Source organism: uncultured Allobosea sp. (assembly GCF_945957345.1).
In the GTDB taxonomy this organism is placed as follows: domain Bacteria; phylum Pseudomonadota; class Alphaproteobacteria; order Rhizobiales; family Beijerinckiaceae; genus Allobosea.
Genome location: NZ_CAMFKW010000032.1, coordinates 35574 through 50661 on the forward strand (window position 1 = coordinate 35574; position 15088 = coordinate 50661).

Below are 15088 nucleotides of genomic sequence, written 5' to 3' on the forward strand. Positions count from 1 at the left end.
TCACCTATAGATCGAAGAACACGGTCTCGTTTTCACCGGCGAGGTTGATGTCGAGCCACCAGGTTCCGTCCGGCTTGCGCTGGGCGATCAGGGTGTGGCGGCGCGGCTCGGGGACGAGGGCGAGGATCGGGTCTGTCTCGTTGCCCTCGCCGTCGGCAAAGTAGAGCCGGGTCGGCAAACGCTTCAGCAGACCGCGGCCGAAGACCGAGAGCGCGATATGCGGCGCTTGCAAGCTGTTGCCGGGGCCGGGCACCCGGCCGGGGCGGATGGTGCGGAAGCGGTAGACGCCCTCCTTGTCGGTCGAGGCGCGGCCGAAGCCGACGAAATGCCGGTCGAGCGCCACATCCGCGCGGTCATCGTCCGGGCTGGCATAGCGGCCGTTCGCGTTCGCCTGCCAGATCTCGATCATCGCGTCCTCGATCGGCTTGCCGTCGGCATCGTAGACGCAGCCGGCGAGCGCGATCACCTCGCCTTCGGGCGTACCCGAGACATTCGAGCCCGAGAGCAGGAAATGCTCCGGCGGCATCAGATCGGGCCGCGCACCCATCTCCGAGCGGCCGACGAGATCGGCGCCGCCCTTCCAGGGCAGGCCGTAATGGAAATAGGGGCCGACCGTCTGCCATGGCGTCTGGCCGAAGATCGACGGGTCCTGGCTGTCCTGCCGCGGCGCGGCGTTGCGGGTTTCCAAGTCCCCGCTCAAAGAGTCAGTGGTCGTCGTCATGGTCGTCCTCGAACGGCGTCTGGTCGCGGCCCTTGAGCACGATGTCGAAGACATAGCCCAGCGCCCAGTTCGGCTCGGTGGTGCCGATGTCGAAGCGCGAGACCATGCGCTGGCGATAGGGCATCGGCACGGCATTCGCGATGGGATCGATCTCGATCAGCGGATCGTCGGGGAAATACATCTGCGTGACCAGGCGCGTCGCGAAGGCCGGGCCGAGCAGCGAGAGATGGATATGGGCCGGGCGCCAGGCGTTCTTGTGATTGCCCCAGGGATAGGCGCCGGGCCGGATCGTGACATAGCGGTAGCGGCCCTCAGCGTCGGTGATCACGCGGCCGACGCCGGTGAAGTTCGGGTCGAGCGGCGCCGGCCAGTCGTCCTTGGCGTGGATGTAGCGGCCGGCGGCGTTGGCCTGCCAGATCTCGACGACCGTGTTCGGCACGGGCCGCCCCTCCTCGTCGAGCACGCGGCCAGTCACGACGATGCGCTGGCCCTGCGGCTCGCCCTTGTGCTGGGTGGTGAGGTCGGCCATGGCCGGGCCCATCAGGCGCGACCAGTCGGTCGGCCCGGTCACCTCGGTCAGCGTCTGCGGGATCGCGATCGGGGCCTGGCGCGGGCTGCGCGCCACGGTCGAGCGATAATCCGGGGAGAGCGAGGCCGGCTGCCCGGCGTCGAGCCCCGCATAGGGAAGGATCAGGCGGCTCATGCGGCTTATCTCTCCTTAGAGCCTCTAACAAAACCCGGAGGGGTCTCGACGCTGGCAATTCGTCCGCTCCGCCAGGAGCGGGGTGAAGCCGATACCGTTGGTATCGGCAAGCGCCGCGACGCCGCGGGCGGTCGAATTCCCGGCGCCGAAGGTGGGCTTTGGAGGGCCGCCTGCGGCGTCGGAACGACTTGCCGGTATCGAAAGATATCGGCTGCGCGCTACTCCTGGCATCCGTCTCCTCCAAAGCCCATCGAGACCCCTCCGGGTTTTGTTAGAGGCTCTCAGCCATGGCTCGGCGCGGGAACGCTGATCGGCCGCGCGAGCCTGGATTGCGCGGTGAGCCGGATGCCGGCATTGGCCGCGCCATAGCCGGCATAGCCGTCGCGCTGCACGATCTCGAAGAACAGGCCGCCATCCAGCGTCTGCGTATAGGCCTGACGGAAGGCGCCGCCGGCATCGCTGTCATGGAGGATGTTCAGCGCCTTCATCGCGTCGATCTCCTCCGCCGTCAGGTCCGAGCGGGCCTCGAGGTCGTCATAATAGTTCTCGGGGATGGGTAGCATGGCGACGCCATTCGCAACCAGCCGCTTGACGGTCGCGGCAATGTCGTCGGTCGCGAAGGCGATATGCTGCACGCCCGAGCCGAAGAAATCGGTGATGAAGCGGGCCGAGAGCGTGCGGTGGCTCTGCGAGCCGTTGAGGATGAGGCGCAAGCCATGGCCGTTCCTGCCGTCGAGACCGCTTTCGATGACCTGGCTCTGGACCACGCCGCCGGGGTCGAGCACGGCCTGCGTCGGCATCTTCCGCGTCTCGAACAGCGAGGAATAGAACAGGAGCCAGGTCAGCATCTCCTCGTACTGCATGCTCTGCGAGACATGGTCGACACCGGTGAGCCCGGCATCGTCCGAGGCTTCGCCGGTCGCCTCGAAATCCACCTCGGCCCAGCGGCCGAGCGCCGAGGCCTGGTCGAGGAAATAGAGCAGGCTGCCGCCGAGGCCGCGCACGGCCGGGATGTCGAGCTCGTCCGGCCCGATCGCGCCGGCATGGGGCACGTCGAGCAGGGCCTTGGCGCGGGCGATCGAGGCCTGCGCATCCGGCACGCGCAGGGCCAGCGCGCAGACCGAGGTGCCATGGGTGATCTGGTAGCTATGGGCGAAGCCGTCGGCCTCGCTGTTGAGCACGATGCGGATATCGCCCTGGCGCCAGAGATCGACATCCTTGGAGCGATGCGCCCCGGTTCGCGCAAAGCCGAGCGCCCGCAGCAGCCGCTCGAAACCCGGCCGCTCGGCTTCCGACACGGTGAACTCGATGAACTCGACCGCTTCGACCGGGGCGGGCGGCGGCATCGGCACGGCGCCGGGCACCGGCTTGCCGACCTGCCTTGCGGTCTCGTCGAGCAGCCAGATCAGCGAGCGATGGCCGTCGAGCGCGACGGAGCGGGCTGAGCCGGCGCGGAAGCGGTCGTTGAAGATCTCCAGCGAGAGCACGCCGTCATAGCCGGTCGCGGCCAGCGCGCGCATGAAACCGGAGAGGTTGAGATCGCCCTGGCCGGGCAGGCAGCGCCAGTGCCGGCTCCAGGAGAGCGGGTCCATCTGCAGCAGTGGCGCATCGGCCATCTGCACCATCGCGATCCTGTCGCGCGGGATCGTGCCGATCGCAGCAAGATCGAGCCCGCGCGCCAGGATATGGAAGGAATCGAGCACGATCCCGACTTCCGGCCGGTTGGCCCGGCGCACGATCTCCCAGGCGTCGCGATAGTCGAAGACATGCCGTCCCCAGGCCAGCGCCTCGTAGCCGACACGCAGGCCCCGCCTTCCGGCCCGCTCGCCGAGTTCGGCGAAATCGGCGGCGAGCCGGTCGATGCCCGGCAAGGCTTCGGGCGAGACGCTGGAGCAGACGAAGAGCAGATCCGTGCCCAGCTCCTGCAAAAGATCGAACTTGCGCTCGGCCCGGTCGAAGACGCGCTGGCGGCGCCCCTCCGGCATGCCCTCGAAATCGCGGAAGGGCTGGCAGGTCACGATGGTCAGCCCGAGATCGGCGCAGATGCGCCGGACTTCCGCCGGCGAACCGGGGAAGGCGATCAGGTCGTTCTCGAAAATCTCCACCGCCGTGAACCCGGCAGCCGCGATGGCCTCCAGCTTCTCATGAAGCGTGCCGGAAACGCAGACCGTGGCAATCGATGGAATCATAGAATGCCTCCTCTCAAGCCAGTCGCGCGACGGCGCGCAAATCCTCCGCCGTGGTCGTAGGCAGGCCGAAGAATTCGAGATAGGCGGGAATCTGCTCGAACAGCATGTCGGTGCCGACCTGCACGGCACATCCCCGCGCCCGCGCCGCGGCGAGGAACGGCGTGATCTCCTGCGCCATCACCACTTCGCCGACGAAGGCGGAGGCGGGCAGGCGGGAGATGTCGACCGGCAGCGGGTCGCCCGGTTTCATGCCGAGCGGGGTCGCGTTGACGACGAGGTCGAAGCCATCTGGGTCGTTCGAGCCAGTGGCGACGCGAAGGGCAGGGTAATGCGCAGTGAGCCGCTGCCCGAGTTCCTCGGCGTTCATTGCTTGCGTGTCGAACAGGCCCAGCTCTGCGACGCCGGCCTTCGCCAGCGAGGCGGCGATCGCCGAGCCGACACCACCGGCGCCAACGACGAGCGCGCGGGCGCCATCGAGCTTATATCCCTTGCGCAGCACGCCGCGCACGAAGCCTTCGCCATCGAACATGTCGCCGCTGAGCCGGCCATCCGCTCCCAGGCGCACAGCATTGCAGGCGCCAGCGATAGCCGCCGTCGGCGAGAGCACATCGACGAGCCCGGTCGTGGTGACCTTGTGCGGCATCGTCACCAGCGCGCCATGGGCGTTGGACAGCCGGAAGAACAGCTTGAGGAAGTCCGGGTAGTCCTCGCTGCGACAGCCCATCGGCACGACGACGGCGTCGATTCCCTCGCGCTGAAAATAAGGGTTGTAGATCATCGGCGCCTTGAAGCTCTCGGTCGGATAGCCGAGATGGCCGATCAGCCGTGTCGTGCCCTTGATCATGCGCCGGCCCTCGCCGGAGCAGGCTCGGGGGCGATCTCGACCGGAGCACCCGTACGCGCCGCCTGCTTCACCGCTTCGATCACGGCAAGCGTCGCTAATCCCTCGCGCCCGGAGACGAGCGGTTCCTCCTCGCCGCGGATCACCGCGCAGAAATGCCGGATTTGCGCCTGCAACGGGTCCTCGGGCACGAAGGGGATGCGCTCGCGTTTGAGAGGCTCCCACCAGCCCCGCTTGTCTGTGTGGCTCCAGAGTTCAAGCGCCGGAATCGTCAGCGAACCATGCGTGCCCCCGATCTGGTAGCAGGACTGATCTTGTTGCGGGTACGCCGGGTTCTCGCCGGTCGTCAGCTCCCAGCTCCAGGGCGACACGACCGTATCGGAGGCGCTGACCGTGCCGAGCGCGCCATTGGCGAAGCGCAGGATCGCGACGGCAGTCTCCTCGGCCGGGTTGCCGCGCACGGCGTTCGAGCTCAGCGCCTGCACCCCGACGATCTCGCCGCAGAGATAGCGGAACAGGTCGATATCGTGGATCAGGTTGATCAGGACAGGCCCGGCGCCCTCCTGACGGCGCCAGTCGACGTCGAAATAATCGTCCGGCTTGACCAGCCAGAACTGGCCGTTGAGGGTCAGGACGCGGCCGAGCCTTCCTGCATCGATCGCCTCTCGCGCCTTCCGGATCATCGGGTTATGGCGGCGGTGATGTCCGACGAGCAGCGGCACATTCGCCCCTTCGGCCGCATGAACCAGCTCGCGGGCGCTGTCGACGTTGTCGGCCAGCGGCTTCTCGACCAGCATCGGCACGCCGGCCGCGACCAGCTCCAGCCCGTTGGCGACATGAAGCTGGTTCGGCGTCGCGACGATGACGCCGTCAGGTTTCCCTGAGGCGGGGAGGGCGTCGAAACCCGGATACCAGGCGACACCAATCTCCTCGGCAAAGGCCTTGCCGGCCGGTGCGGGATCGATGATCGCCGAGAGGACGGCGCCGGGCGCGGCCCCGATATGGGCGGCATGGCGCTTGCCGATCAGGCCCGCTCCCATCACCGCGATCTTCACCGGAGCCATCGGGGCGGTCCTCACGCGGCTTTTTCGTCGATGAGCTTGGCGATGCGTCGCAAGCCGAGCTGATAACCCTGCGTGCCGAAGCCGGCGATGACGCCGTCGGAGCGCAGCGAGACATAGGAATGGTGCCGGAACGCCTCGCGCTTATGGACCTGCGAGATATGGCACTCGATCACCGGCCCCTCGAAGGTGTTGAGCGCGTCGAGCAACGCGACAGAGGTATGCGTGAAGGCGGCCGGGTTGATGACGATCCCGGCGCAGTCCTCGCGCGCCTCGTGGATCCAGTCGATCAGCTCGTATTCGCGGTTGGACTGGTGAAAGCGCAGTTCCAGCTTCAGCTCCTCGGCGAGCTTGCGGCAGTCGCGCTCGACATCGGCGAGCGTCTCGTGCCCGTAGATATGCGGCTGGCGCTTGCCGAGCAGGTTCAGGTTCGGACCGTTGAGGACATAGACGAGGCGGGACATCACAGAATCCGTTGTTAAAGAACCGATGGTCAGTGCTTGCTGAGGATTTCGCCGAGGAACTTGCGGGTGCGCTCGTGGCGCGGGTTGTGGAAGAACTCCTCCGGCGGCGCTTCCTCGACGATGGCGCCGGAGGCCATGAAGATGACGCGGTTCGCGACCTGCCGGGCGAAGCCCATCTCGTGGGTGACGCAGATCATGGTCATGCCCTCATCGGCGAGGCCGATCATGGTGTCGAGCACCTCCTTGACCATCTCGGGGTCGAGCGCCGAGGTCGGCTCGTCGAACAGCATGACCTTGGGCTTCATGCAGAGCGCGCGGGCGATGGCGACGCGCTGCTGCTGGCCGCCCGAGAGCTGGGCCGGGTATTTTTCCGCCTGCTCGAGGATCTTCACCCGGCCGAGCAGTTGGCGCGCGGTGGCCTCGGCTTCCCCCTTGCTCACGCCAAGCGAGCGCATCGGCGCCAGCATGCAATTCTCCAGCACGCTCATGTGCGGGAACAGGTTGAAATGCTGGAAGACCATGCCGACCTCGCGGCGCACCGCGTCGATGGTCTTCGCATCGTCTCCAAGTCGCGTGCCGCCGACCCGGATCTCGCCCTTCTGATAGCTCTCCAGATGGTTGATGCAGCGGATCAGGGTGGACTTGCCCGAACCTGACGGCCCGCAGAGCACGATGCGCTCGCCCTTGCGGACCGTCAGGTTGATATCGGTCAGGGCCTGGAACTCGCCATACCATTTCTCGACATGCGTCATGGCGATCATGGTGACCGCAGGCGCGGGGTTCTGGACGGCTGGCTGGTTCATGGCCCTGACCTCGTTTTGCGCGATCAGCTCGCGGTGAAGGTGATGCCTTCGAGGCTGTCCGGGAACTTGTGCACCGGCACCTTCATCCACTTGTCGTAGACCTTCTGCAGCTCGCCATTGGCCTTGATCTTGTCGATGAAGGTGTTGATCGCGGCGTTGATCTCCTTCTCGCCGAGACGGGTGCAGGCGCCGTTGTAGAGGTTCTGGAATTCGAGCTTGTTCTCGAACTCGCCGGGGCGGGCCTGCTCGATGCGCTGCATGTAGAAGATGTTGCCGCCGATCGCCTGGACCTGGCCGGAGACCAGTGCCTGGATCGAGGGCGCATCGCCGTCATAGCGGCGGATCGTGGTGCTGGCGGGCGCGTTCTTGGTCACCTGCGTGTCTTGCGCGGCGCCCTTGGCGACGGCGATCGTGTAGCGGCCCATGTCCTCGTTCGTGGTGATCTTGTCCTTCTTCGGGCCGATGAACACGATGGTGTTGGCGACATAGGGCTTGGAGAACTGCACGGCCTTGGCGCGCTCGGGCAGCATCGCCATGGTCGCGAACAGCACGTCGACGCGGCCGGTGGTCAGGGCCGGGATGCGGTTATTGACCTCGAGCGGCACGAACTCGACCTGCACGCCGAGCTCCTTGGCGAAGAGCGTCGCGATATCGGCATCAAGCCCGTCCTGCTTGCCGGCGCTGGTGACGAAGCCCCACGGCGGATTGTCGCCCTGGATGCCGACGACGATCTTGCCCTTGGCCTTGATCTCGGCCGGGGTGACCGCTTGTGCCGGGCTGCCGAGCAGGGCGGGCATCGCCAGAGCTGCAGCGCCGGCGATGAGCAAGCTGCGGCGGGTGGTCTTCATCTTCGTCATGTTTCTCTCCCTCTGTTGTGATTGGTGGTTGGTTCAGGCGGTGAACGGGGTCAGCGCGCGGCGATGGCCATGCGGCGCTCCAGATGCGAGCCGTAGAGCGAGAGCGGCCAGCACAGCAGGAAGTAGAGGACGCCGACGATCCCGAAGACGAGGAGCGGCTGGAAGATCTGGTTCGAGACGATGTTGCCGGCCCGCGTCAGCTCGGTGAAGCCGACGATGGCGGCAAGCGAGGTGCCCTTGATCAGCTGGACCAGGAAGCCGACCGTCGCCGGCAGCGAGATGCGGATCGCCTGCGGCAGGATGACGTCGCGCATGCGGGAGACGTAGTTCAGGCTCAGCGCCTTGGCGGCTTCGGTCTGGCCCTTCGGCACGGCCTCGATCGAGCCGCGCCAGATCTCGCCGAGATAGGCGCTGGCATGCAGCGTGAAGCCGATCGCGACCGCGATCCAGGCATCGAGCTTCAGCCCGACCAGCGCCAGCCCGTAATAGACCACGAAGAGCTGCATCAGCAGCGGCGTGCCCTGGAACAGCGCGATATAGCCGGAGGTGATGCGCTCCATCAGCGGCCGGCCGGAGACGCGCATCAGCGCGATCGCGAGCCCGAACACGCCGCCGCCGACGAAGCCGACGAGCGAGAGCAGCACGGTCCATTTCAGGCCGGTGAGCAGGAAGAGGAATTCGTTCGATCCCATCGCGCCCTCACTTCACCGGATAGCTGAAGTAGCGGGTCGAGATCGCCGAAAAGAAGCGCATCATCACCCAGGAGATCACGAGGTAGAACAGCGTGATCGTGCCGTAGACCTCGAAGGAGCGGAAACTGTCGGACTCGATCCGCTGGGCCACCGAGGTCAGCTCGTAAGCCGAGATCGCCGAGGCGATGGAGGTGGTGAGCGTCAGCAGCACGAACTGGCTGGTGAGCGAGGGGAAGATCGCCCTCAGCGCCGGCTTCAGCACGATCAGCCGGAAGACCTGGGCCTTGTGCAGGCCGAGCGCCAGCCCTGCCTCGATCTGGCCCTTGCCGATCGACTGGACGCCACCGCGGATGATCTCGATCGCGTAGGCGCCGCCATTGATGCCGAGCGCGATGATCGCCGTCGGCGTCGGGTCGAGCCTCAGGCCCGCCAGCGGCAGGGCGAAATAGATGAAGAAGATCTGGACCAGGAAGGGCGTGTTGCGGATGATCTCGACGAAGGCCTTCACCAGCCAGCGCACCGGCGCGATCTTGGAGTCGCGCAGGACGACGCCGCCGACGCCGATGACGATGGCCAGCGCCATCCCCGCGAGCGCCAGCAGGAACGTCCCGAGGCAGCCCATCAGCAGCGCGGGCAGCCCGTCGATCACCGGCGTGAAATCAAGCTGGTAGTTCATGGCGCTCCCTAGCGGCCGACCATTCTCGATGGGGTCGATCCGGTTTCCGTCTGCAGTCGCGGCACCTCTCATCGGGTGCCTTGGCCTTCAGGCTTGCCGGCTTGCGCTATGCCGACGACATGTTAAATGTACCAATCAGTTCATTTGGTCAAGGGCAATTAACCGCCTTGTCCATTTCAGTGCGTTCGGCCCGGTTTTCGAGCCGGCCTCCTGCGGGTGAAGCATGAGCAAGGCAGCGTCTGCGTCGAAGACAACGGGCCGCAAGCCGGCGTCCTGGACGCAGGACCCGGAGGGCGTCCGCCGCAACATCCTGGCTGTGGCGAAGGAGGAATTCGTCGAGAACGGCCTGAGCGGCGCGCGCGTCGACGAGATCGCGGCGCGGACCGCGACCAGCAAGCGGATGATCTACTATTATTTCGGGGACAAGGAGGGTCTCTACCGCGCCGTCCTCGAGGAGATGTACGAACGCATCCGCGGCTTCGAGCGCAGCCTCGATATCGCCAGCCTGCCGCCGGTCGAAGCGATGACGCTGCTGGCGGGCTTCACCTTCGACTATCACGCCGAGAACCCGGATTTCGTGCGGCTCGTCATGGTCGAGAACATCCACCATGCCCGCCATCTCGCGACCTCCGACCGGATCGCGACGCTCAACCTCTCTGCCATCGACATGATCCGCGAAGCCTATGAGCGCGGCGTCGCGGCGGGGCTGTTCCGGCCCGGAATCGAGGCGCTCGACATCCATCTGACGATCAGCGCGCTCGCCTTCTACAACGTCTCCAACCGTGCCAGCATCCGCCAGGTCTTCGGCCATGACATGGGCGCGCCTGAAGCGCTGGTCAGGCGCCGCGCCGCTGCCATCGATACGCTGCTGCGGATGTTGCGTGTCTGAGGTCTGGTGGGGCAGGGCAGGCGCAGGCACCGTTCAGCCCCGGGCCGCGACGAGGCCGGCCATCGCCTGGATCGCGAGCTCGTAGCCGGCAGCGCCGAGCCCGATGATGATGCCGGTCGCGGTCCGCGAGACCAGGGAATTGTGATAGATGCTCTCGCGCGCATGCACATTCGAGATGTGCAGCTCGATCTTCGGGCCTTCGAACATCTTGAGCGCGTCGAGCAGCGCAACCGAGGTGAAGCTGTAGCCGGCCGGGTTGATGATGATACCGCAGGCTTCCTGCCGCGCCTGCTGCACGCTCTCGACCAACTCGCCCTCGAAATTCGTCTGGCGAAAATCGACCGAGAAGCCGAGCGAGCGCGCCTTCGCCTCGCAACGCTCGCCGATCTCGGCAAGCGTGGTCGAGCCGTAGATTTGCGGCTCGCGCTGTCCGAGCAGGTTCAGGTTAGGGCCGTTCAGGATGAAAATCCGGCGTGATGCCGCTGCTTCCTTGTCCGCCATGACACCCTCCCAGGCTAAGCTCTGACGGCCTCGCTCGCAATTCGTGAGTGGAACGTGATACAAGACGAAACAGAGATCAACTGATAATTCATCGATCGTCAGTTGATTTATGCGAGCATGAGCATCAAGCTTGCGAGCAGCCTTGTCGCCTGACAGGAAGGCGTGAGGGTAGGGAGCTCCATGACGGACGCGGCATTCGAAATCGGCGGCGAGGAGATCCCGGTTCTCTCGACCGGCGAGCAGGCCTATGAGCGCATCAAGCACGACATCATCTTCGGCGTGCTCCAGCCCGGCCAGCGCCTCCCGCTCGATCGTTTGAAATCGGTTTATGGCGTCGGCATCAGCACCTTGCGCGAGATACTGAACCGGCTGGCGCCGGAGGGGCTCGTCGTGGCCGAAGGGCAGCGCGGCTTCCAGGTCGCGCCCTGTTCGGCGACGGACCTGAAGGAGCTCGCCGACCTGCGCCTGCTGATCGAAAGCAACGCCCTGGCGCAGTCCTTCCAAGCCGGCGATGTCGAATGGGAGGGGCGTGTCGTCGCCGCCCATCACAAGCTCGCCCGCATGGAGCAGCGCCTGCTCGCGGGCGACGAAACCGGCACGCAAGCCTGGAAGCGCTACGATTTCGAGTTTCATCAGGCGCTGGTTTCGGCCTGCGGCTCCAAGGCGCTGCTCGATCTCCATGCCGGTATCTATGACCGCTATCTGCGCTATCAGATGGTCTTCTTCATCTTCTGGGGGCCGACCTCGACCGAAGACCACAAAGCCTTGCTCGATTGTGCCTTGCGCCGCGACGCGGCCGAGGCGCAGCGGCAGCTGCATGGCCATATTCATGGCTGCATCGACACGGCACTGGAGCGCGGGCTGGTCGGCTGAAGCCGGCGCAGAAGCCAGTCTCGTCTCATCCGAAAGTTTGCATGCGAAGTTGGATACTGTTAACGCTGGAAGGCTGAAACGGCCTCCGCCACCGGCTCCGTGCCGGGCTGAAAGAGGGGCCGGCGGGAGGTTTGAATGCAGCTTGTGGCCATCCAGCAGGCCTTGGCGGCGCGCAGTATCCTGGCGACCATGCCGCGCGTGATCGAAAGCGTCGGCCGTTCCGATTTTTCCAGCGGCCTGTTCGACATCGCACGGCGCTTCACCGGCACGGAGATCGTCACCGCCTTCGTCGCGGCTCCGGATGGCGAGATCCACACGCTGCTGGCCGAGAACCATTATACTTCTGGACAGCCGGCGCTCGAGATCGCACGCCGCTACGTCTCGCGGCACTGGCGCGCCGATCCGGCCAACACGATCCCGCTCGACGAGGGCGATGAGGCCGATTGCTGGGGCGTGCGGATGAAGGCGGGCGACATCGAAAGCTCCGCCTATCGCAGCGAATGCTATCTCTCGGTCGGGCTGTCGGAGCGCTTCTCGCTGCTGCAGCGTCGCGAGGCCGGCACGATGCGGCTCAGTATCTATCGCCGCCGCAAGGAGAGCTTCAGCGAAGCGGAGATCGACAATCTCGTCGAGAGCGCGCCGTTTCTGATGGCGGCGCTCTGGCGCCACTACGAGGTGACGAAGCCGGCGGCGGCGCGGGATTTCCACGCCCGGTTGGAGAAGGCTGCGCCCGGCCTGTCAAAGCGCGAGCGAGATGTCTGCGCGCTCGTCGCCGCCGGCCTGACCTCGGAGGGCATCGCGCTCGAACTCGGCGTCGGCATCAATACCGTGCTGACCTATCGCAAGCGCGCCTATGCGAGGCTCGGCATCTCCTCGCAGAACGAGCTGATGCGCATCCTGATGTGAGCCGGCTCAGATCGCGTTCGACTGCTGGTCGGGCCTTGCCGCCATGAAGGCGGGCAGGGTGGCGCAATGGGCGTCGATCGCGACGAGCTTCGGATAAGGCGCAAGGTCGATCCCGTAACGTCGCGCGCTACCGATCTGCGGCACGAGGCAGATATCGGCAAGCGTCGGCGCACCGCCGAAGCAGAACGGGCCGGGCTGGTCCTGGATCAGCTTTTCGCAGGCGCTTAGGCCCTCGTTCATCGCAACAGCGAGCCAATCCTGCACGTCGGCTTCCGAAAAGCTCTTGGCGCGCAGGCGCTTCTGGATCTTCGGATTCTGGAAGGGGTGGGTCTCGCAGGCGATGACCAGCGCGAAGGCCTCGACGCGGGCGCGTAGGGCATTGGCAGCCGGAAAGAGCGGCGGCTCAGGCACCTCGCGATCGAGCCAGCCGATGATCGCGAGCGATTGGGTGAGCACCGTGCCGTCGTCGAGCTCCAGTGACGGGATCAGCTTCTGCGGATTGATCGCCGCATAGGCGGGCTCGTTCTGGGCGCCGTCGCGCAGATTGTGTGTCACGCTCTGCGGTGTCACGCCCTTCAGGTTGAAGGCGATCCGCGTGCGCCAGGCGGCGGAGGAGCGGAAATAGCCGTGCAGGATCATGTCGGGTTTCCTCGTCAGGCCATCCGGTAGCCGCCATTGACGTCGATCGTCGCGCCGGTGACGTAGGAGGCCTGCTCCGAGAGCAGGAAGGACACCGCCCCGGCAATATCCTCCGGCGTGCCGAGCCGGCCGAGCGGAACGGCCTGCGCCAGCGCATCCATCGAGCCCGGCGTCGCCGAACGCGGCGTCGCCGCAGCGAGCATCGGCGCGTCGATCACGCCGGGCGCCACGCAATTCACGGTGATACCGAGTGACGAGAGCTCACGCGCCATCGCCTTGGTGAAGCCGAGAATCGCGGATTTCGACGAGATGTAGCTGGCCGAGCCGCGATAGCCGCCAAGCTCCGCCGCGACCGAGCTCGTCGTGGTGACCCGCCCGCCTTCGACCGGCAATGCGCGGCGGCGACGGGCATAGGCGCGGATACTCAGGAAGACGCCGCGCGTGTTCACGGCATGCGTCTTCTCCCAGTCGTCGAGCGTCATGTCGAAGATGGTCGGCCGCTCGCCATCGGCCGCCATCAGGAGAACGCCGGCGTTGCAGACCAGCCCGGTGACGGGGCCATGAGCGGCCTCGACCGCGTCGAACACCGCCTCGACGGAAGCCTCATTGGAAACATCCATCGCCCAGCCGCTATGGCCGGAGCCGGGCAGGGTGGCCGCGACCGCTGCCGCTGGCTCCTGCGTCAGGTCGCAGACGGCGACGCGCCAGCCATCGGCCGCGAGCTTATGGGCGATGGCCGCGCCGATGCCGCGGCCGGCGCCGGTGACGAGGGCGAGCTTGCTCATGTCGGTCTCCGGTTCATTCGCTGTAGACGCCCTGCGCGAGCAGGGCCTTGGACGAGAAATCGCGGCCATGGCCGCGCGTGAAGAAGCCGGCCGAAACGCCGCCATCGGCCATGATCAGAGCGCCGTTGACGTAACTCGCGAGGTCCGAAAGCAGGAACAGGCAGACCGAGGCAATCTCGGAAGGCTGGGCCAGACGCCCGAGCGGCGTGCGATCCTCCATCACGCCGGAGACGAAGCTCTCGGGGATGCCGCGGCGTATCATCGGGGTATCGGTCGCGCTCGGGCCGATGCAGTTCACGCGGACGCCATGCGAGCCCCATTCGACCGCGAGGTCGCGCGTCAGCCCGACGACGCCGGCCTTCGAGGCGCAGTAATGCGCGCGGCCGGACTGGCCGCCGAGCGAGGAGACCGAGCCGATCGTGACGATGGCGCCGCGCCCGCGCGCGACCATGCGTCGGCCCGCCGCCTGGCAGGAATAGAAGGTGCCGGAGAGGTTGACGCCGATCACGGCCTCCCAGCTCTCCGAAGCGAGTTCGGTCGCCGGGGCAGGGCGGGAAATACCGGCCGCCGTGATCAACCCGTCGAGCGGGCCGAGATCGCGCTCGATCGCCTCGACCGCCGTTTCGGTGGCGGTGGGATTACGCACGTCGAAATTGACGGCGAGGACACGGACACCAAGTGCCTCGATCTCGCGAACGGTCTCGGCGGCGCCTTGCTCGTTCGCATCCGCAATGGCGATGGCCGCGCCCTCGCGCGCCAGCGCCAGCGCGCATTCCCGCCCGATGCCTGAGGCGCCGCCGGTGATCAGGACGGTCCGACCGGCAAGCCCGAGAGTTGCTCCCATCGCCGCCTCCCGCCGTTCCTGCTCAGCCCAGCTTCTGGCCGCCGAAGGCGGGACGCTCGGACAGCTTGGCGAACCAGGCGGCGGCCTGCGGCCGGCCTTCGCGCCAATTCAGGTCGGGGAAGCGCAGGTCGAGATAGGAAAGCGCGCAATAGAAGGTGATCGTGCCGATATCGACGCGCCCGCCGAAGCCGGCGGCCTTGCCCTCTATCAGGTCGAGCGTGGCATGGACCTTGGCGAGCTGCCCGTCGATCCAGCGCTGCCAGCGCTGCTTCTCGCTGCGCAGCAGTCCTTCATAGCGCGCGGCCAGCGCCGCATCGAGCAGGCCGTCGCCATAGCTCTGCTCGGTCAGGGCGTTCCAACGCGCCTTGGGCTCGACCGGAAACAGCGAGCCGCCGCCGAGCCCGTCGAGATATTCGCAGATGACGCGGCTGTCGGCGATCGTCGTGCCGTCCGCGAGCAGCAGGGTCGGGACCTGGCCGAGCGGGTTGGTCTTGATGATATTCTGCTCGCGCGCGAGCGGGCCGCCGGCCTTGTACTCCTGCGAGACGTCGAGCATCTTAATCCGGTCGAGCAGGCCGAGTTCGGCGGCGGCGATCCGAACCTTGAGGACGAAGGGTGAAGTGGCGGACTGGTAAAGCTTCATC

General features: G+C 66.4%; 18 protein-coding genes. 3 read left to right on the top strand and 15 right to left on the bottom strand.

Annotated elements, in window-relative coordinates; all coding sequences use genetic code 11:
* Positions 1-4 precede the first annotated feature (4 nt).
* The 10 genes from pcaG to Q0Q36_RS16335 form a co-directional block, all read right to left on the bottom strand.
* Positions 5-721 (bottom strand): protocatechuate 3,4-dioxygenase subunit alpha, encoded by a 717-nt coding sequence (gene pcaG, locus Q0Q36_RS16290; RefSeq protein WP_367187179.1) that lies wholly within the window; start codon positions 719-721, stop codon positions 5-7.
* Positions 705-1424, bottom strand: coding sequence for a protocatechuate 3,4-dioxygenase subunit beta (gene pcaH, locus Q0Q36_RS16295; protein ID WP_293799307.1), 720 nt, complete (start codon positions 1422-1424; stop codon positions 705-707). Before pcaH ends, pcaG begins: the two co-directional genes overlap by 17 nt.
* 281 nt (positions 1425-1705) lie before the next feature.
* Positions 1706-3613, bottom strand: coding sequence for a sugar phosphate isomerase/epimerase and 4-hydroxyphenylpyruvate domain-containing protein (locus Q0Q36_RS16300; RefSeq protein ID WP_293799308.1), 1908 nt, complete (start codon positions 3611-3613; stop codon positions 1706-1708).
* A 13-nt stretch (positions 3614-3626) separates the two neighbouring features.
* Entirely contained in the window at positions 3627-4457 is an 831-nt protein-coding gene (locus Q0Q36_RS16305) for a shikimate dehydrogenase (RefSeq protein WP_293799309.1), read from the bottom strand.
* Positions 4454-5518 (bottom strand): Gfo/Idh/MocA family oxidoreductase, encoded by a 1065-nt coding sequence (locus tag Q0Q36_RS16310; protein WP_293799310.1) that lies wholly within the window; start codon positions 5516-5518, stop codon positions 4454-4456. Before Q0Q36_RS16310 ends, Q0Q36_RS16305 begins: the two co-directional genes overlap by 4 nt.
* 11 nt (positions 5519-5529) lie before the next feature.
* The gene (gene aroQ, locus Q0Q36_RS16315; protein ID WP_293799311.1) at positions 5530-5979 is read right to left on the bottom strand and encodes a type II 3-dehydroquinate dehydratase; all 450 of its coding nucleotides are present in this window, start codon (positions 5977-5979) and stop codon (positions 5530-5532) included.
* Positions 5980-6008: 29 nt separating this feature from the next.
* Positions 6009-6740 (bottom strand): amino acid ABC transporter ATP-binding protein, encoded by a 732-nt coding sequence (locus Q0Q36_RS16320; protein ID WP_293799346.1) that lies wholly within the window; start codon positions 6738-6740, stop codon positions 6009-6011.
* Positions 6741-6805: 65 nt separating this feature from the next.
* On the bottom strand, positions 6806-7639 hold the full coding sequence (locus Q0Q36_RS16325; RefSeq protein ID WP_293799313.1) for a transporter substrate-binding domain-containing protein: 834 nt from the start codon (positions 7637-7639) through the stop codon (positions 6806-6808).
* Between the two features lie 50 nt (positions 7640-7689).
* The gene (locus Q0Q36_RS16330) at positions 7690-8331 is read right to left on the bottom strand and encodes an amino acid ABC transporter permease (protein WP_293799314.1); all 642 of its coding nucleotides are present in this window, start codon (positions 8329-8331) and stop codon (positions 7690-7692) included.
* 7 nt (positions 8332-8338) lie between these two features.
* Positions 8339-9007 (bottom strand): amino acid ABC transporter permease, encoded by a 669-nt coding sequence (locus tag Q0Q36_RS16335; RefSeq protein WP_293799315.1) that lies wholly within the window; start codon positions 9005-9007, stop codon positions 8339-8341.
* Between the two features lie 223 nt (positions 9008-9230).
* Here Q0Q36_RS16335 and Q0Q36_RS16340 point away from each other — a divergent pair, with 223 nt between their 5' ends.
* Positions 9231-9896 (top strand): TetR/AcrR family transcriptional regulator, encoded by a 666-nt coding sequence (locus tag Q0Q36_RS16340; RefSeq protein ID WP_293799316.1) that lies wholly within the window; start codon positions 9231-9233, stop codon positions 9894-9896.
* A gap of 33 nt (positions 9897-9929) precedes the next feature.
* Here the strand turns inward: Q0Q36_RS16340 and aroQ (Q0Q36_RS16345) are convergent, their stop codons facing one another.
* Complete coding sequence (gene aroQ, locus Q0Q36_RS16345) at positions 9930-10397, bottom strand: type II 3-dehydroquinate dehydratase (protein ID WP_293799317.1); 468 nt, start codon at positions 10395-10397, stop codon at positions 9930-9932.
* Positions 10398-10577: 180 nt separating this feature from the next.
* On the opposite strand from aroQ (Q0Q36_RS16345), the gene Q0Q36_RS16350 reads away from it, so the two are divergent.
* Both Q0Q36_RS16350 and Q0Q36_RS16355 read left to right on the top strand, forming a co-directional pair.
* The gene (locus Q0Q36_RS16350; protein ID WP_293799318.1) at positions 10578-11270 is read left to right on the top strand and encodes a GntR family transcriptional regulator; all 693 of its coding nucleotides are present in this window, start codon (positions 10578-10580) and stop codon (positions 11268-11270) included.
* A gap of 135 nt (positions 11271-11405) precedes the next feature.
* Positions 11406-12176 carry a LuxR family transcriptional regulator gene (locus Q0Q36_RS16355; protein ID WP_293799319.1) on the top strand — a complete coding sequence of 257 codons (771 nt, stop codon included), beginning with the start codon at positions 11406-11408 and terminating at the stop codon, positions 12174-12176.
* 6 nt (positions 12177-12182) lie between these two features.
* Here Q0Q36_RS16355 and maiA read toward each other — a convergent pair whose 3' ends face one another.
* The 4 genes from maiA to Q0Q36_RS16375 are packed head-to-tail and all read right to left on the bottom strand — an operon-like array spanning position 12183 to position 15087.
* Positions 12183-12815: a maleylacetoacetate isomerase gene (gene maiA / locus Q0Q36_RS16360; RefSeq protein WP_293799321.1), complete on the bottom strand. Its 633-nt coding sequence runs from the start codon at positions 12813-12815 to the stop codon at positions 12183-12185.
* Between the two features lie 14 nt (positions 12816-12829).
* Complete coding sequence (locus Q0Q36_RS16365) at positions 12830-13600, bottom strand: SDR family NAD(P)-dependent oxidoreductase (RefSeq protein ID WP_293799322.1); 771 nt, start codon at positions 13598-13600, stop codon at positions 12830-12832.
* 13 nt (positions 13601-13613) lie between these two features.
* Positions 13614-14444: an SDR family NAD(P)-dependent oxidoreductase gene (locus Q0Q36_RS16370; RefSeq protein WP_293799323.1), complete on the bottom strand. Its 831-nt coding sequence runs from the start codon at positions 14442-14444 to the stop codon at positions 13614-13616.
* 22 nt (positions 14445-14466) lie between these two features.
* Positions 14467-15087, bottom strand: a complete 621-nt coding sequence (locus tag Q0Q36_RS16375; RefSeq protein WP_293799324.1) for a glutathione S-transferase family protein — start codon at positions 15085-15087, stop codon at positions 14467-14469.
* Position 15088: the final 1 nt, after the last annotated feature.

Bases quoted from the DNA above. Each gene is read 5' to 3' on its own strand.
- Q0Q36_RS16350 (WP_293799318.1), top strand. From the start codon at position 10,578: ATGACGGACGCGGCATTCGAAATCGGCGGCGAGGAGATCCCGGTTCTC.
- Q0Q36_RS16300 (WP_293799308.1), bottom strand. From the start codon at position 3,613: ATGATTCCATCGATTGCCACGGTCTGCGTTTCCGGCACGCTTCATGAG.
- Q0Q36_RS16355 (WP_293799319.1), top strand. From the start codon at position 11,406: ATGCAGCTTGTGGCCATCCAGCAGGCCTTGGCGGCGCGCAGTATCCTG.
- pcaG (WP_367187179.1), bottom strand. From the start codon at position 721: ATGACGACGACCACTGACTCTTTGAGCGGGGACTTGGAAACCCGCAAC.
- Q0Q36_RS16365 (WP_293799322.1), bottom strand. From the start codon at position 13,600: ATGAGCAAGCTCGCCCTCGTCACCGGCGCCGGCCGCGGCATCGGCGCG.
- aroQ (WP_293799317.1), bottom strand. From the start codon at position 10,397: ATGGCGGACAAGGAAGCAGCGGCATCACGCCGGATTTTCATCCTGAAC.
- Q0Q36_RS16330 (WP_293799314.1), bottom strand. From the start codon at position 8,331: ATGGGATCGAACGAATTCCTCTTCCTGCTCACCGGCCTGAAATGGACC.
- Q0Q36_RS16310 (WP_293799310.1), bottom strand. From the start codon at position 5,518: ATGGCTCCGGTGAAGATCGCGGTGATGGGAGCGGGCCTGATCGGCAAG.
- Q0Q36_RS16325 (WP_293799313.1), bottom strand. From the start codon at position 7,639: ATGACGAAGATGAAGACCACCCGCCGCAGCTTGCTCATCGCCGGCGCT.
- pcaH (WP_293799307.1), bottom strand. From the start codon at position 1,424: ATGAGCCGCCTGATCCTTCCCTATGCGGGGCTCGACGCCGGGCAGCCG.
- Q0Q36_RS16370 (WP_293799323.1), bottom strand. From the start codon at position 14,444: ATGGGAGCAACTCTCGGGCTTGCCGGTCGGACCGTCCTGATCACCGGC.
- aroQ (WP_293799311.1), bottom strand. From the start codon at position 5,979: ATGTCCCGCCTCGTCTATGTCCTCAACGGTCCGAACCTGAACCTGCTC.
- Q0Q36_RS16375 (WP_293799324.1), bottom strand. From the start codon at position 15,087: ATGAAGCTTTACCAGTCCGCCACTTCACCCTTCGTCCTCAAGGTTCGG.
- Q0Q36_RS16320 (WP_293799346.1), bottom strand. From the start codon at position 6,740: ATGATCGCCATGACGCATGTCGAGAAATGGTATGGCGAGTTCCAGGCC.
- Q0Q36_RS16340 (WP_293799316.1), top strand. From the start codon at position 9,231: ATGAGCAAGGCAGCGTCTGCGTCGAAGACAACGGGCCGCAAGCCGGCG.
- maiA (WP_293799321.1), bottom strand. From the start codon at position 12,815: ATGATCCTGCACGGCTATTTCCGCTCCTCCGCCGCCTGGCGCACGCGG.
- Q0Q36_RS16335 (WP_293799315.1), bottom strand. From the start codon at position 9,007: ATGAACTACCAGCTTGATTTCACGCCGGTGATCGACGGGCTGCCCGCG.
- Q0Q36_RS16305 (WP_293799309.1), bottom strand. From the start codon at position 4,457: ATGATCAAGGGCACGACACGGCTGATCGGCCATCTCGGCTATCCGACC.